The sequence below is a fragment of the Pseudoalteromonas rubra genome (assembly GCF_004212645.1).
Classification (GTDB): domain Bacteria; phylum Pseudomonadota; class Gammaproteobacteria; order Enterobacterales; family Alteromonadaceae; genus Pseudoalteromonas; species Pseudoalteromonas rubra_G.
The window spans coordinates 85,425-101,249 of the sequence record NZ_PPUZ01000012.1 but is presented as its reverse complement, the minus strand read 5'-3'; the positions used below and the strand labels follow the sequence as shown (position 1 = coordinate 101,249).

At 50.1% G+C, this 15,825-nt stretch carries 16 protein-coding genes; 4 read left to right on the top strand and 12 right to left on the bottom strand.

Annotated features, from left to right (window positions below):
- The first annotated feature begins 242 nt into the window (after positions 1-242).
- On the top strand, positions 243-2,756 hold the full coding sequence (locus C3B51_RS05205; RefSeq protein ID WP_130244390.1) for a putative bifunctional diguanylate cyclase/phosphodiesterase: 2,514 nt from the start codon (positions 243-245) through the stop codon (positions 2,754-2,756).
- On the opposite strand, the gene C3B51_RS05200 is transcribed toward C3B51_RS05205, so the two are convergent.
- On the bottom strand, positions 2,704-3,519 hold the full coding sequence (locus C3B51_RS05200; RefSeq protein WP_130244389.1) for a CLCA_X family protein: 816 nt from the start codon (positions 3,517-3,519) through the stop codon (positions 2,704-2,706). The genes C3B51_RS05205 and C3B51_RS05200 overlap by 53 nt on opposite strands.
- A complete protein-coding gene (locus C3B51_RS05195; protein WP_130244388.1) occupies positions 3,509-4,117 on the bottom strand; it encodes a tRNA-uridine aminocarboxypropyltransferase in 609 nt (202 codons plus the stop codon). Before C3B51_RS05195 ends, C3B51_RS05200 begins: the two co-directional genes overlap by 11 nt.
- 128 nt (positions 4,118-4,245) lie before the next feature.
- Between C3B51_RS05195 and C3B51_RS05190 the strand changes: the two genes are divergently transcribed.
- Both C3B51_RS05190 and C3B51_RS05185 read left to right on the top strand, forming a co-directional pair.
- On the top strand, positions 4,246-4,590 hold the full coding sequence (locus C3B51_RS05190; RefSeq protein WP_046003747.1) for an Hpt domain-containing protein: 345 nt from the start codon (positions 4,246-4,248) through the stop codon (positions 4,588-4,590).
- Positions 4,591-4,789: 199 nt separating this feature from the next.
- A complete protein-coding gene (locus tag C3B51_RS05185; protein ID WP_130244387.1) occupies positions 4,790-6,007 on the top strand; it encodes a pyridoxal phosphate-dependent aminotransferase in 1,218 nt (405 codons plus the stop codon).
- 19 nt (positions 6,008-6,026) lie between these two features.
- Here C3B51_RS05185 and C3B51_RS05180 read toward each other — a convergent pair whose 3' ends face one another.
- The 7 genes from C3B51_RS05180 to C3B51_RS05150 form a co-directional block, all read right to left on the bottom strand.
- Positions 6,027-6,707, bottom strand: coding sequence for a M15 family metallopeptidase (locus tag C3B51_RS05180; protein ID WP_130244386.1), 681 nt, complete (start codon positions 6,705-6,707; stop codon positions 6,027-6,029).
- Entirely contained in the window at positions 6,704-7,843 is a 1,140-nt protein-coding gene (gene dapE / locus C3B51_RS05175) for a succinyl-diaminopimelate desuccinylase (RefSeq protein ID WP_130244385.1), read from the bottom strand. Before dapE ends, C3B51_RS05180 begins: the two co-directional genes overlap by 4 nt.
- Positions 7,840-8,190 (bottom strand): ArsC family reductase, encoded by a 351-nt coding sequence (locus C3B51_RS05170; RefSeq protein ID WP_125781976.1) that lies wholly within the window; start codon positions 8,188-8,190, stop codon positions 7,840-7,842. Before C3B51_RS05170 ends, dapE begins: the two co-directional genes overlap by 4 nt.
- Positions 8,187-8,693 (bottom strand): PTS glucose transporter subunit IIA, encoded by a 507-nt coding sequence (locus C3B51_RS05165; RefSeq protein ID WP_125718865.1) that lies wholly within the window; start codon positions 8,691-8,693, stop codon positions 8,187-8,189. The genes C3B51_RS05170 and C3B51_RS05165 overlap by 4 nt, the downstream gene beginning before the upstream one ends.
- Positions 8,693-9,073, bottom strand: coding sequence for an ACT domain-containing protein (locus C3B51_RS05160; protein ID WP_046003753.1), 381 nt, complete (start codon positions 9,071-9,073; stop codon positions 8,693-8,695). Before C3B51_RS05160 ends, C3B51_RS05165 begins: the two co-directional genes overlap by 1 nt.
- A gap of 146 nt (positions 9,074-9,219) precedes the next feature.
- On the bottom strand, positions 9,220-11,367 hold the full coding sequence (pta, locus tag C3B51_RS05155; protein ID WP_125781982.1) for a phosphate acetyltransferase: 2,148 nt from the start codon (positions 11,365-11,367) through the stop codon (positions 9,220-9,222).
- A 3-nt stretch (positions 11,368-11,370) separates the two neighbouring features.
- Positions 11,371-12,570 carry an acetate kinase gene (locus tag C3B51_RS05150; RefSeq protein WP_130244384.1) on the bottom strand — a complete coding sequence of 400 codons (1,200 nt, stop codon included), beginning with the start codon at positions 12,568-12,570 and terminating at the stop codon, positions 11,371-11,373.
- A 328-nt stretch (positions 12,571-12,898) separates the two neighbouring features.
- Here C3B51_RS05150 and yfbV point away from each other — a divergent pair, with 328 nt between their 5' ends.
- The gene (yfbV, locus tag C3B51_RS05145; protein WP_125719001.1) at positions 12,899-13,342 is read left to right on the top strand and encodes a terminus macrodomain insulation protein YfbV; all 444 of its coding nucleotides are present in this window, start codon (positions 12,899-12,901) and stop codon (positions 13,340-13,342) included.
- 43 nt (positions 13,343-13,385) lie between these two features.
- Here the strand turns inward: yfbV and rlmA are convergent, their stop codons facing one another.
- The 3 genes from rlmA to xthA are packed head-to-tail and all read right to left on the bottom strand — an operon-like array spanning position 13,386 to position 15,627.
- On the bottom strand, positions 13,386-14,189 hold the full coding sequence (rlmA, locus tag C3B51_RS05140; RefSeq protein WP_130244383.1) for a 23S rRNA (guanine(745)-N(1))-methyltransferase: 804 nt from the start codon (positions 14,187-14,189) through the stop codon (positions 13,386-13,388).
- On the bottom strand, positions 14,186-14,812 hold the full coding sequence (locus C3B51_RS05135) for an energy-coupling factor ABC transporter permease (protein ID WP_130244382.1): 627 nt from the start codon (positions 14,810-14,812) through the stop codon (positions 14,186-14,188). The genes rlmA and C3B51_RS05135 overlap by 4 nt, the downstream gene beginning before the upstream one ends.
- 5 nt (positions 14,813-14,817) lie before the next feature.
- Entirely contained in the window at positions 14,818-15,627 is an 810-nt protein-coding gene (xthA, locus tag C3B51_RS05130; protein ID WP_125718873.1) for an exodeoxyribonuclease III, read from the bottom strand.
- Positions 15,628-15,825: the final 198 nt, after the last annotated feature.

Genomic DNA, 15,825 nt, shown 5'->3' with positions numbered 1-15,825 from the left:
AATGCATGTGCCACATTACACCGAACGCTCCCTTTCACTTGCCAGCAAAAATGAGGATTTTTTAACTTGTTACTGGCAATTCAAACTTCAGCTTCCATACTTAACACCAAAGCGACATCGCACCGAGCATTATTGAATATGTTCGCTTGATGTGAGCAATTCCCTGAAAGCATTAACACTGGGCACTGTTGTAACCGGCCCGCTGATTGATCGAACTATGCCACTTGCTCAAGGAGGTTGGGATGTGGTCAGGCGTGATACGCGTGATGGCGGTATTTTTGGTTATGGTGACAGCCTTGCTGCTGGACAGCCATGCTCGAGCTGATGCGCTATTGGCAGGTGAGCAGGCGGCAATATCCCTCAAAGCTTATAATGATGCAACCAATCAGCTGAGCCTGGCTGAGATCCGTCAGATCACAACACAAATGACAGAGACAGAGCAGATCGTCAAGCTGCAGCGTGGGGTAGCAACTTGGGTGCGGGTCGATATTCCCCCAAATGTACAGCATGAACAAGTTATCTACACTCAGCCCATTGAGGGTGTACTAAAGTTTTATCTGGAGCGCGCCGGTAAGTTAATTCAATATACGCTGGTTGCCCCTGCCAAAGAGCTCGTGTCGCCAGCTCAGGCAGTCTTACCGCATGTTAAAGTCCCTGGAAGTAAATACAGCGCGCAGCTTTATATTCAGGCGCAGGGTAGCCACCCTCAGTGGCTCTCGATAAGTGCAGCGAGTGAATCCGAGTTTGTACAACGTTTTAGTAGCCGAGTCTTTTTATTGGGGGTTGAAGCGGGCAGCATCTACTTTTTGGCATTGTTCCTGTTGATGATGGCAGTGACTCAATTCAGGCCAGGATTACTGGCGCTTGCGGCATACGTACTGTTAGTTGCTTTTGTCAGTGGCGCACAGAGTGGTATCAATACGCTGCTGTATCCAGCGGTTGTAAGTGGTGCACTGGCGACGTATAGCAGTCAGTTTTTCTTGTTGTCGCTTGCGTGTGCTTTATGCTTCTTCCATTATTTTGTCGCACAAAAACGGCTGAATGAACAGCATAAGCACTATGTATGGCGATTATTGTGGGCCTTGTTGCTGGTTGTGTGTGTCAGTGCGCCATTGCATGCCAGCTATCAGTTGTTGTTTCAGGTGATGGCCGGGTTGGTGATCACGGCCTATGTTGCTTATGTATTGTGGATGCAGCCCCGACAATATCAATACGAAGCCCGATTACTGGCACTGGTCTTTGTACCTGCGCTGATTTTACTGGTGATCTTGATGCTGGGTCAGTTGGGTGTGTTTGCCAGCTCACACTATTATGTGCTTAATCACGCTTTGTTGACAGGGCATATATTACTGCTTGGCTATTATGTTTACTGGCATGAGAGACAGAAAAAGCTGCTGCTACTGCGCTACGCCAATCATGACAAAGAAACGGGACTACCCAACCGACACATGTTACAAAAAGCCTTAGATGGTCTGCAAAGTACCCATCAGCACCATACTTTGATTATGTTCAGGCCCAAAGTACTGACGGTGATCAGGCTAAATATGGGCTGGGATTATGCGGCGATGCAGCTGAAATCTTTGTTAAAAAAAGTGCAGTTTCAACTGGATACCTATGGCCGGGTGACGATTGCGGCTGAGCCAAACAGTAAGACCCAAATTTACCGTTTGGACGACGCTCTGTTTGCTATTGTACTGCGGGGTAAGCTGGAGCTGAGCCAGGTAGAGCAATATGCCTGCTTATTGGCCTCCATTTTTGAAGAGGGAGTAAACTTTAAAGGCGAGTTGCTGGTCGATCAGCTCGAAATTGGTGTTGCGAGCAATCCCATTCATGCACAAACCACAGAAGCGCTGATGCAGCGGGCTTTACAGGCAATCTCTGCACGCCCGCTTGGCACTCAAAAGTGGCATTTGTTCGATCAGAATGACTCATTGTCACTAGAACGGCGGATCAAAGTGGCATCGTCGTTGAAGTATGCGATATCACAAAACCAGTTTACTTTGTATTTTCAGCCACAGGTTAAGCTGCAACAGGGGGAAGTGTTCGGCGCAGAGGTGTTATTGCGTTGGCATCATCCAGAGTTAGGAATGATCCCGCCTGATGAGTTTATCCCTATTGCTGAAACGTCTGGCATGATCCCTGAGATCACGGATTGGGTTGTTGAGCAGGCGCTATCTGCCCAAGCTGAGTTGTGTCGTCTCTATCCGCAGCACGTGTTGTCCCTAAATGTGTCGGGTAAAGACATTGGCAGAAAAGAGCTGGCGGTGCAACTGATCACGCTGATAAGCCAGCTTAGTCTTGCGCCTTCGCAACTGATGCTGGAAATCACTGAGTCTGCGACCTTAGCCAACGAGGCGGATCTCAATGAGATCATTGATGGCTTTAAGCGCCTGGGCGTTAAAATGGCCATCGACGACTTTGGTACGGGCTATTCATCTTTGGCTTATCTCAGTCAACTGGGTGTTGATGAGATAAAAATTGATAAAAGCTTTGTGATGAATATAGCCAGCTCTGCTACCAATCAGACGATCTGCAAAGCCACCTGTGATATGGCTCACAGTCTGGGTTCTATGGTGGTCGCCGAGGGGGTCGAAAGTGTGCACTGCTACCAGATGTTGCAGGCCTTTGGCTGTGATATTGGCCAGGGCTTTTATATTTCCCGGCCCTTACCATTTACCCAGTATCAGGACTGGTTAGCGGAGTTTATTGCGCTTGACGATATAACGCAGCACCTAGCATCTGAAAGTAGTTTATAGTCGAGTTGAGCGTTGCTGCAGCAATCGCTGCATCGGGAAAACCGCCCTGATGCTGGAGTTCCGAGTCGAGTACATCATCCACTAAAAAAGCATTGCGGATCTGAGGCTGACAGGCTATGACCCATTCAAAAGCACGAGCAGTGAGCTCCTGAGGTCGGGCGTAATACTGACTACCGCGCGCTTTATCCAGTAACGCTGCACGTTTAAAATAATCACTCGGCTCCTGTGTGCTGCTATCCAGAAACAAAATGCGAAAGAGGTCATCAAGCTGTTGATTAAGCGGGTGGCTTAGCAAAGGTGGTTGCACGAGCCACAGCGCTGATGCAAAGTCATGCGCACCCACTTCGCTGAACATGTGCCTGGCAATGTAATGATCGAAAGCATGCCACCATTCGTGCGCAAGTGCGCCTCCCCCTGCATTTTTTGCCAGTGCCAGAGTGCGCCTGTTGCTGTCGTAATGCGCCTGCACGCCGGCCTGTCCGCCACTACCAAAAGCTAAATTTAACGTGCCTCTGAGGCCAATTGCAAAAGGGGGCAGTGACAGGATCTGGGTGAGGTCGGCCAGCGCATCGTAGAGTAAATTGGCGGCTATGTGCTGCTCGTCTTTACTGACCCAGGCACCTAAGGTAATGGTCTTAAAGCCAAAGGTTGTTTTAATCTCATCAAAGCTGGCCTGGTCGCCAAAGCGATAATCCGGCCCGTCACGAAAAAACTGCCGCTTTAATCGATTATTCGATCTATTATTCGACCGATTATTCGTCACGTAAGTACCTCTGTTTTACATGCTCAGGCATTTGCCTGGTTTGTTGTTCAATCATGCCGGCCAGTGCCTGATATAGCGGCGCAGGTGAGACTTGCTCATAAAGATGTAAAAAATGGGCTGTTGCTTCCAGTGTTGAGAGACTAAAGGCTTGCTCTGCTTTGCGTATATGGTACTGATTTTCAGGCAGTTGGGCGAATGAAACATGTGGCAGTGTCATCAGCCAGGGGTTGAGCATCAGCATTTTATGGACTTTTTTCCAGGTGCCATCCAGGACCACTAAGGTCTCTATGAGCGGCTGGTTTGCCTGTTCCGAGGGGGCCGAGAGCGTCATTGCGCGCTCAGAAGGGTAAAGCAGTGCACATTGAACTGACTGAAGTTGCTCGCGTACTTGTGCAAAATCGGTTTCAGATTCACCGACAACGACCTCAAGGTTACTAAGTTGCAATGATAACAAGCGAACCGTATTCTTAGCGACTTTGACTTCACTGGGATGTTGTAACACCAGTATCTTACAGTGGTTTTTGAGCGGCTTGCCAAGGAACTTACAGACACAGGTCTGCTCTGGAAACCGGCAGTGATTGCAAAGGGGACGTTTCATCGCATTATTTTACTGTTTTTTCTGTCACAGATCATATCATAGTTTGCAGTTTAGGGCCCTCTTAGCTAGCATTAACTGTAAGTGTGGCTGTTGGTGGGTTTGTTAGCCAATATAGTGAAAGGACTAATATGAATGTAACGATTGATGAAGCTTGCCTGGATACGATGCAGTCCCTGTTAGGTGAGCAATTTTCAGACACCCTGGTATTTTGCATCAGCGAGTTCGAGCGGTTGGAGCGCGAAGTCAGAGAGTCGTTGCCGGTTGATCTGGAGGCGGCGACGCGCAACGCGCATAGTCTTAAGTCGAATGCGGCCCAGTTCGGTGCAATGAGTTTGTCTGACAGTGCCCGTGAAGTAGAAATGCTGCTGCTCCAGGGCGATGTTAACGCCGCTAAAGACGCGCTGGGCAGTTTATCTCAGCAAGTGATTGGCTCTACGGCTAAGCTGCAACAATGGCTGATGGCCAACGCTTAGGCCGGTAATTAGTTTGCAGGTGTAATAATCCAATACAGCTCAGTGTGTTGTGAGCTGTTTTTTATTGTGCAGGCGCTGCATTTCTGCGGCGCCGTCAGTGTTATTCTTTTCTAAACTTCTCCTTTAAACACTCCGCTCGGAATCTGCTTTTCTTCCTGTCGCTTGAGCGCTATTCTAGTAGCCTGAATGGGGAGAAATAATGATAAAAATTACTAAAAGCAGCAAACTCAACGGGGTATGCTACGATATTCGCGGTCCTGTGTTATCGCAGGCAAAGAAAATGGAAGACGAGGGCACTAAGGTCCTTAAACTCAACATAGGTAACCCGGCTGCATTTGGCTTCGATATGCCTGAAGATATGCACCGAGACATCATTCGTAATCTGTCGGATGCTCAGGGTTATTGTGATTCAAAAGGGCTGTATTCTGCCCGGGTCGCCGTGTATCAGCATTACCAACAGAAAAACCTGCCAAATATCAGTGTCGATAACATCTTTATTGGTAATGGCGTTAGCGAGCTTATCCAGATGGTCACGCAGGCACTGCTTAACGACGGTGATGAGGTACTGATCCCGGCCCCGGATTACCCGTTATGGACGGCATCTGTGAAGTTGTCAGGCGGCAAACCGGTTCATTACTTATGTGATGAAGCGGCCGACTGGTTTCCTGACTTGGCCGATATTCGTGCCAAAATTACCCCTAAAACCCGGGCTCTGGTGCTAATAAACCCCAACAATCCGACCGGTGCCGTGTATAGCAAAGCGCTGCTGGAGGGCCTGATAGACATTGCCAGAGAGCACAATCTGTTGCTGCTCAGTGATGAAATCTATGAAAAAATCCTCTACGATGGAGCCGTACACTGGTCAATTGCGTCTTTATGTGACGACTTACCCGTGATCACCTTTAACGGGCTTGCCAAAACGTATCGCGCCGCGGGTTTGCGGATGGGCTGGATGGTGCTCAGCGGCAAAGTAGCGGCGATGAAAGATCTCATTGATGGCCTGAACATGCTTGCATCTATGCGTTTATGCGCTAACGTTCCTGCACAGTTTGCTATTCAGCAGGCACTGGGTGGCGTACAGTCTATCGACGCCCTCATTGAGCCTGGCGGGCGCTTGTATGAGCAGCGTCAGATTGCATGGCAGGGACTGAATGATATTCAGGGCGTATCCTGTGTTAAACCTATGGGGGCATTGTACGCATTTGCCAAAATAGATACGCAACATTTCAATGTGAAAAACGATGAGCGTATGATGCTGGACTTGTTGCGCGAAGAGAAAATACTACTGGTGCATGGCAGGGCGTTTAACTGGCCTCAGCCGGATCATTTCCGATTGGTATTTTTACCCCATATGGATGAACTGGAACCCGCCATGGTCAGGATGCAGCGATTTTTTGAACATTACCGGCAGCAATAGGGGTCGCCTATTGCTGACATTACTCACAAATGTTGTCGATGTATTGGCTGTAAAGCGTCGGCAACATCTGCAAAATAGTGTGTTTGGCTGCCACGTCATGACTGCGGATCACAGCAGCCAGCGTTTCCACACAAACCGCTTCCATCATTTTTGTTGCACTGAGCCTGTGGCTGATATGCCAGGGTTCGGCGGCAACACCGCCCTGATAACGCTGGTAGGGCCGAAAAAAACCAAACTCGCTTAGGTGTTCACTCAGCCAGGCATTAAACTCTGCAAAAGGTCCGTTTTGCTCATACTCCCAGGGCTCCAGCTGCAAACCTTGTCCATCTGGCAGGCAATTGCGGGCATACACATCTAAGTCGGTCCCAAAGTGATGGCGGCTGGCACCGGGCAGGGCTGAGTAGAGCATAATTGCGTGCACACAGGCCTCAGGGGTCAGCACAGATAAGTCTACAGCTTCATTCTGAGCGTTTAACACCGGGCGCACACCCTGAAATTTATTATTCCAGATCAGGCACTGACGATGAAAGTCGCGATGGGCCGAGGCTATGCTGAAACTAAACCCGGCTCGCTCAGCTGCCTCACTCAGCGCACTGAGATCACGGTGGATTGCGCCGTGAACCGCATAGCCCGCAAAAGGGACTAAATGGCTGTCACAGAGGCCACTGGCCTGGGATGCAAGTATGCTGAGTTGGCTCATGTAAGCAACTTTTCCAAAATCAGTTCGTAGATTTCAGCAAGCTGGTCGAGTGATTCTGTGCTTACGCATTCATTCACCTGGTGGATAGTGGCATTCACTGGCCCCAGTTCGATCACCTTACAGCCGGTTTGTGCGATAAATCGCCCGTCAGAGGTACCCCCGGTTGTCTCCGGGTTAGCATCAATGCCCGTCACGGCTTTGATGGCATCCAGAGTCACATTCAGTAGCGGCCCGGGCTCGGTTAAAAACGGCAGGCCGTTGAGTGTCCAGTGTAGGTCGTAATCCAGGCTATGCTTGTCGAGTATCTCACAGACACGAACTTTAAGTTGCTCAGCGGTTACTTCGGTACTAAAGCGAAAGTTAAACTGCACATCCAGGCTGCCTGGGATTACATTGCCAGCGCCGGTCCCGCCATGGATATTTGAGATCTGGAAGCTGGTGGCCGGGAAAAACGTGTTACCCTGGTCCCATTGTGTTGTACTGAGCTCTGTCAGTGCCGGCGTGCTCTGATGAATTGGGTTTCTGGCCAGATGGGGGTAGGCAACATGGCCCTGAATACCTTTGATGGTCAGGTGCCCGGTCAGAGAACCTCGGCGTCCATTTTTAACCACATCACCCAGGCTGTCCCGCGATGAGGGTTCGCCAACCAGACACATGTCTATTTTTTCATCTCTGGCTTCAAGTAAATCAACCACTTTAGTGGTGCCATTGATAAACGGGCCTTCCTCATCTGAGGTGATCAAAAAACTGATCGAGCCTTTATGATTCGGAAAACGTGCGATAAAACGCTCAGTGGCCACCACCATGGCAGCCAGAGACCCTTTCATGTCGGCTGCCCCCCGGCCATGCAACATGCCGTCGTGTATCTCGCCTGAAAATGGCGGATAACGCCAGTCTCGCTCGTTGCCGACGGGTACAACATCGGTGTGGCCGGCAAAGCAAAAATGCGGGCCTTCATTGCCTTTGCGCGCCCAGGTATTGAGGGTGTCAACAAAGAAGTGCTCTTCGACGTTAAACCCCAGCGCACTCAGGCGCGCGTTGATCATGGCCTGACATCCGGCGTCTTCAGGTGTCACCGAAGGGCGCTGGATGAGCGCTCTTGCGAGCGCCACTACCTCACTGTGAGTCTCACTCATAGCGAGAAAATTTCCTGATATTGCGGTGCTTTAAAGCCCAGGTGATACTGGCCTGCGTGCAGTAAAATAGGGCGCTTGATCATTGCCGGTGCAGCTAACATGTGCTTTTGCGCACTGTCTGCGTCGAGGTTTTGCTTGTCTTCATCACTGAGTGCCCGGTACGTCGTGCCCCGTTTGTTAAGTACATTTTCCCAGCCCAGTGCGTCGACAAACTCGGCCAGCATTTGCGCGTCCAGTCCGTCTTTACGGTAGTCATGAAAGGTATAGCTGATGTCGTTTTGTTCGAGGAATTTCTTGGCTTTTTTAATGGTATCGCAGTTGCTGATACCGTACATAATAGTGGTCATAAATTACATGCCCTGGATAGTGTAATAAGCGGATCTTTACCCGCAGTGACTTGATTCAGTGGATAATAACAGGGTCCCAGCTTGTCTGCATTAAGCAGTATCAGGGTACCCAGGATCTCAATATCGCCTGGCACATCGAAATAACATAAGACGTCGTTCATCGCGACCTGCTTTTTACCATAACTGTGCTGGATGAGGTGCTCGGTTTTGCGATATTCAGTTGGCAATAGCAGGTGGAGCAGCAGTAACAGCCCGGATTTTGCCCGCAGTATAAATTCGCAGCCTTGCTGGCTAATTTTTTCAACCCTGGCCGGGCAGGGGGCCAGCATCATCGCGGTATTTAATTTCACACAGACGCCCGGCCCCAGCATGCCGCTGGCAAACAAAGGCTCCGGGTGCTGGCTCAGGGGGTGTACTTTGCCGGTAAAGGGACTGGCAATGTGCATGATAGGATTGGCAATTTGCGCAATCGGTGCGTAATTAATCTGCTGTGATAAGTGCATCAGACAAACAAGTATCCGTCTTTTTTGAGTGCCTTAATGGCATCAGGAAGTTGTGCTTCTTTAACCAAAATATAGTCAGTGTCGTAGGTGGAAATCGAAAAAATAGACACATTCGCCGCGGCCAGCACGCCAGAAATATTGGCCATAATACCGGTCAGCGAAAAACCCAACGGACCAATGACTTCCAGCGCCCGCCAATGTGGCTCGGTGGCGAAACTGTCAAACTTGAGGTCGCTTGGGCAAACGATTGACAGTTCTTCGGAGGTTTTGGCTATAAAAAATATCTCAGCAGACATCACTGCTGCGGGCACAGCCTGATCACTATCCAGACTATGGATGGTAAAATTGTGCGGCAATACCTGCAATGTTTGCTTCGACATATCCGAGCCCTGACACTTGTGACTCTTTCATAGTATAGCCAAGCATGGTCAAAATAAACCTTTTTCCGTTGGCTGCACATTCTGCCAAGTTGTAATACGGGAAGCGTGTGTGCTTCCCGTATTGGGCGACAGATAAGCCTGGCTGACTACTGGTCGTTTTGTCCTGCCTGGATAGCTGTTAGTGCGATGGTATAAACAATATCGTCAACCAGTGCACCGCGGCTGAGGTCGTTAACAGGCTTGCGCATACCTTGCAGCATAGGCCCGATACTGATCAGATCGGCGCTGCGCTGAACCGCTTTGTAGGTGGTGTTACCAGTATTGAGGTCCGGGAATACAAATACCGTTGCTTTACCAGCCACTTTGCTGTTTGGTGCCTTTTTACGTGCAACATTTTCCATGATGGCGGCGTCGTATTGCAGTGGTCCGTCAATATCCAGATCCGGGCGCTTTTCTTGCGCAATGCGCGTCGCTTCGCGGACTTTGTCAACGTCAGCCCCCTGGCCCGATGTGCCGGTGCTGTAGCTGATCATCGCCACTTTCGGCTCAATACCAAATGCAGCGGCAGATTCGGCGGATTGAATCGCGATATCGGCTAACTGCTCTGCGGTTGGATCTGGGTTAATCGCACAGTCGCCATAGACCAGCACCTGATCGGGCAGCAGCATAAAGAATACTGAACTGACCAAAGAGGAATCCGGCGCCGTTTTGATCAGCTGAAGCGGCGGGCGAATGGTATTGGCGGTCGTGTTGACCGCACCGGATACCAGACCGTCTACTTTATCTTCGGCCAGCATCATAGTGCCCAGCACGACATTGTCCTGTAATTGCTCTGCCGCGACGACTTCGGTCAGACCTTTGTTTTTACGCAGCTCGACCATAGGCGCTATGTACTTTTCAACCTCTTCATGGGGGTCGAGGATGGTCACGTTGTCGTTAAGCTCCACCCCTTGTTGGGCGGCAATACGTTCGATTTCTTCGCGATCTCCCAGCAGCACGGTTTTGGCAATGCCTCGCTCGCCACAAATGGCTGCGGCCTTAATCGTACGAGGTTCGTTGCCTTCTGGCAGTACAATGGTTTTGTTGGCTTTACGCGCTGAATCGGTCAGCAAATAACGAAATGCCGGAGGTGATAACTTGCGCGTCTTTGCCACGCCCTGAGCCAGCGAGTCTAACCAGTCGGCGTCAATATGATCGGCGTTATGCTGTTTGACTTTGTCGATACGTTGTTCGTCGTCTGCTGGTACTTCCATGTTGAAGTTGTGCAGCAACAAAGAGGTTCGCCAGGTATCTGCTGTGGTTGCCAAAATCGGCAGGCCTGTTGCCATCGCTTGCTCGCACAGTTCCATGATTTTGGCTTCGGGTTTAAAACCGCCGGTGAGCAAAATAGCGCCCAGCTTAGTGCCATTCATGGCACTCAGGCAGCCCGCAACCAGAATATCGGAGCGATCGCCTGGCGTGACCAGCAGGGCGCCGGGCGTAAAATGGTTCAGGATATTTGACACGGTTCTGGCACAAAAGGTGACCCGTCTTAAACGACGGTGTGCCATGTCTCCGGCATTGATCACTTCCGCGCCCAGGTAGTTACTCAGGTCAACCACACGCGGTGCAACCAGATCAAAATCCCACGGAATGGCGCCCAGTAACATAAACGGATGCTTGCGGAAGATAGGCAAAGAGGCCAATCGGTTGAGCTCGTTTTCCAGTTGTTCCGGCTCGTGTTGGTCGACCAGATCGGCACGTGCGCGGCCATCTTCATCAAGCGGCGCATTGACCTTGTTAAAGATACAGCCCAATACTCGAGCATGGTCAACCCCCCCATAGTTACCGGCGGCAATTTCCAGGCGATCTTCGAGCTGATCATTGCTATCGTTGCCCGGGGTCAGCACAAACACAATATCCGCACCCAGTGTTTGAGCGATTTCCCGGTTAACACGGCCAGCATAAGGCTGACGGCGCGTTGGCACCATACCTTCGATGATGGCTACTTCACCCGGATTGATGGCGCTTTCAAACCGTTCGACAATTTCTTCGAGCAAATCGTCGCCTTTGCCATCGCCTATCATTTGCTCGGCGTAGCTCAGCTCAAAAGGCGTCGGCGGGGAAATAGACGAACCTTGTTGAACGACCAGGGTCGACTTCTCCGGGCCGGTATCTTCTTTGCGGGGCTGTGCAATGGGTTTGAAAAAATTAACCGCAACGGCTTTTTGCTCCAGCGCACGCACCAGGCCAACCGACACAGACGTCAAGCCAACGCCGGTTGAGATGGGGATCAACATAATACGACGGCTCATAGCTTATTGCTCCTGTGCCAGTTGCGCGGCATCATGGGCGATGACCCATTCTTCGTTGGTCGGGATCACCAGTGCTTTGGTCGCATTGCCTGTGCAGGTAATTTCTCCCGCTTTGCCAAAACGGGCATCCAGGTTTGCCTGGGCATCAATCTCCATACCCAAAAAGCCCAGTTGCTCAACCACTTTTGCGCGGATAACATCTGAGTTTTCGCCAATCCCACCGGTAAATACCAGTGCATCCACACCACCCAGCGGTACGGCAAAGCTGGCAATTTGCTTAGCCAGGCGATAACAGAACATATCCAGCGCCAAGGTTGCTTGCGGGTGTCCGTCTGCGGCGGCTTCTTCGATGGTACGACAGTCATTCGACAGTTCACTGATCCCCAGCAGACCACTTTGCTTATTCAGTAGGGTGTCGACTTGCTCTACGCTGTAATCCAGTTGGTTAACCAGGTAGGAAAACAGGCCCGGATCGATATCACCGCTGCGAGTGCCCATGATCAGGCCCTCCAGTGGCGTCAGTCCCATACTGGTATCGACCGACTTACCATCTTTGATTGCACATACAGAGCAGCCGTTACCCAGGTGCGCGGTAATAATGCGAGAACTTTTTTGCTCAAGGCCTAATGCTTTGATAGCCTGAGTCGATACAAAATAGTGGCTGGTGCCATGGAAGCCATAGCGGCGGATCCCATGAGATTTGTATAGCTCGTAGGGCAGCGCGTAGAGGTACGCAGTAGGCGCCATGCTCTGATGGAAGGCTGTGTCGAATACCGCGACCTGAGGCAAGTGACTAAAGGCCTTTGTGGCGGCGTCTATGCCCAGCAGGTTTGCCGGGTTATGTAGCGGTGCTAGGTCGGCGGTTTTGACAATAGCCTGGTGTACTGTGTCATCTATCAGGGCCGATTGTGTGAAGTGTTCACCCCCATGCACTACGCGGTGACCGACTGCAACCAGCTCTTTGTCCAGGCCAAGGGATTTAACCAGCTCGACCAGTTTGTCGATGGCAATCTGGTGGGCTTCACCGGCATTAAGCGCGACGGTGTGCTTTTGACCTTGGTGCTTGTATTTGATCTGAGGATTGCTTTCGCCAAGGCGTTCAGCAAGTCCAGAAAGGTGTTCCTGAGCGGTGTTTGGGTCGATGATTGCGAATTTGAGGCTGGAGCTGCCACAATTGAGTACCAGAACATGGGTAGATGACATAATGACTATCCGTTTTGACAATAACTGTTATTGCGTATTAAGCTAAATGAAAAGGCGCATTTAGCTACATATTAGACTAAGGTGTAATTGACGAGTATAAAGTTAATTTTACCCGATTTTTTTGAGAAACGTTAGGCCGTCTCGATGGGTTTATCGTATTTTATTGAGTGTTTTATTGATCACAAAACGGCTGCTGGCCGATAGCAGGTAAGCAACGCGTTAATGGTGTTGCCTGGTGTTCTTTAATGGACTGAATGTAAGTTGTCCGTTGCCGATTTTGGTCAATAATAAATGAGTAAACAATTTGCCCTTGCACCCGGGAGTTATGATGCAGAAAAGTCTTATTTCACAAGTGCAACTTGGACGTCAGTACGCCAAAGAGTGGCCAATGCGCAAGGAATTGACGCTGTTATTTCCCGAATTCAGAGTGATCAAAGCGACTGAATTTGCCCTTCAGGTGATGCCTGCGTTGGCGATTATTTCGGTTTTTGTTCAAACGACGTACTTGGGAATGGCTTACTTACCTCAGGCTATCACCATCGCTTTATTCTTCTTGTCTTTGCCGGTGCAGGGCCTGCTATGGCTCGGAAAGCGGGCGGACACACGTCTTAATCCAGCCCTCAATAGCTGGTACAAAGAGCTGTATCACAAAATGGTGGCCAATGGCTATCAGGCCGATGCCTCCCGGGATCCTAAGTATCGTGAGCTGGCGAAATTGCTCAAAGATATGTTTGAAAAAATGGACAAAGCATTTGCAAAAGAAAACCTCTGATAAATCAGAGGTTTTTTTATCGGCTAGGCGGTGGTTAAGCTGATCAGGCTTTTTGGTAGCGCGTGATCAGAAAAGAAAAAGTTACCTCATGGTGGTTGGCCTGTTCCAGCGTCTCGTAGTGACTTTCTTTAAACTTCCACGCAAAAGGCGTCATTTTAATCAAATGCTTGATGACGTCGGTGGGCACCTGCTGGGTTTGCTCAAGATGGGTTTGCTCTGCTTCGACAAAACCCGGTGGGCAATCTGGAGCGTCGTGAAGTCGTACTTCATCGTAAATATGGGTTTTCAGCTCATACAAGTGTTTGGGACCCGGGCTGACAACCAGTAACTGGCCTTGCGGTTTGAGTAAGCGCGCCATTTCATCAGCAAACACCGGGGCAAACACACTTAACAGTACATCTGCCTGAGCGGCAACAAAGGGTGTATCTTTAATTGAAGCCACACTGAAGTGCACCTGCGGGTAGCGTTTTGCCGCGTAGCGGATAGCCGGTTTTGAAATATCGACGCCGAACACCTGGCTTGTTGCGGGCAGTGTGTTGGCAATAGCCTGCGTATAAAAACCTTCTCCACAGCCCATATCAATAACTGCCTGACAGGGTAAAGCGGCAATGGCCTGAGCCAGATGAGATTGTAAAAACTGGTAGTGGTCGGTGGCAAAAAAGGCCCGCCGGGCCTGCACCATATCCAGATTGTCGCCAGGCTGGCGAGACTTTTTAAACTGGACGGGCAGCAGATTAACATAGCCTTCTTTGGCCACATCAAACTGATGATTGTGCTCACAATGCAGTGTTTTATTGTGTTCAGTCAGAGGTGCTGAGCAAATGGGGCAGCGATAATGCAGCGTCATTTATCTAAGTAATCCCTATCATAAAAGGTTTTGACCCAGTGAGGTCGGTAAGTGATCAGCAAGGTAATGGCCATTCCGTTCAGCATCGCTTCGGGAAACCACATGATGACCGCATAAAAAATGTAGTTGTCGACCAGGACAGGCCAGTCATACAGCCCGATACTCAGGTAATATAGCGCACTGATTATAATCTTACTGGCAGCAACCAGTCCGCCGCACAAAAAGGCACAGACAAAGATATAGACAAAAAAGTGGCGGCTGAGAAAGTGATAGCAAAGTAAAAACAAGCCATAACTCAGATAGACCGGAAGCAGGGCTGTGAATAGCCAAAATGTCCACAGGTTGTCGATGGGCATAGGGCCAAGGAAATAACTAAGCAGCGTGGCCAGCGTGCTGCATAGCAGGCCCATATGCCAGCCAAGCGTGAGCGTTACCGCTGTGATCCCGAGAATATGAATAGAAAGCTGGGGTAAAATCCCTGCCTGTATCTGCCACAACAGCGCCAGCACCAGCGCACTGGCCAGCACGCCGGTTTGTCTTGCCGGCGTCTGTAGTAGTGTCTGATACTGTTGTTTGTTGATGCTCAGGGCGAACAGGCCCGTGGCGATAAGCGCGGTGAACATATTAGTTACAAGTCAAAAGTTGCCCAGACAGGCGCATGATCTGAGGGCTTCTCAATCCCGCGCAGCTCGTAGTCAATGTCGCTTTCAACACATTTTGCCATCAAAGACTCGGTGGCCAGGACAACGTCGATACGCAGACCGCGATTGTCATCAAAGCCCTTAGAGCGATAATCAAACCACGAGTATTTTTCGCAGGCGTCTGGCGTGAGCTCGCGGAAGGTATCTTTGAGGCCCCAGTCCAGCAATGTTTGCAGCCATTCACGTTCGATGGGCTGGAATGAACACTTACCGGTTTTCAGCCAGCGTTTACGGTTGGGCTCGCCAATGCCAATATCCAAGTCAATCGGAGAGATATTGATATCACCCATGACAATCAGATGTTCGCTGTTATCGGCAGTGCTGTTCAGGTGGGTCATTAGATCGGCATAAAACTGACGTTTGTACGGAAACTTGGTCTCGTGGTTAATGTTGTCACCCTGCGGGAAGTAACCATTCATGATAGTGATATCTTCACCGCTGTCGCTTTCAAAGGTGCCAATGATCATGCGCTTTTGCGATTCTTCCGTGTCTGTTGCAAAGCCCTTTTGGATTTGCTTTGCAGGCTTTTTAGAGAGCAGCGCTACACCATAGTGGGCTTTTTGACCATGAAAATACACGTGGTAGCCCATCGCTTCAACATCCGCGACCGGGAAGGCTTCGTCATGCACTTTAATTTCCTGCAAGCCGATAACATCGGGCTGGTGTTTATCGATCAGGGCTTGTAGCTGGTGCAGGCGAGCGCGCAGGCCGTTTATATTGAATGAGATAACTTTCATCGTTGTTGTTCTTTATTTGCATATAGTCAGTGTGCCAAGTCTATCATTTTTGTCTGCGTGAATGGAGGGGGCTAGCGTGATTTTCCCTCGTCCTGTTGGGCCTTTAATCGGTTTGAGCGCAGGTCCCATTATCGTGCCAAGTGCGGCGGTTTATATCCGCTGTTTTTGTTAATGAACGCGAAAATTGTAACCGCTTTA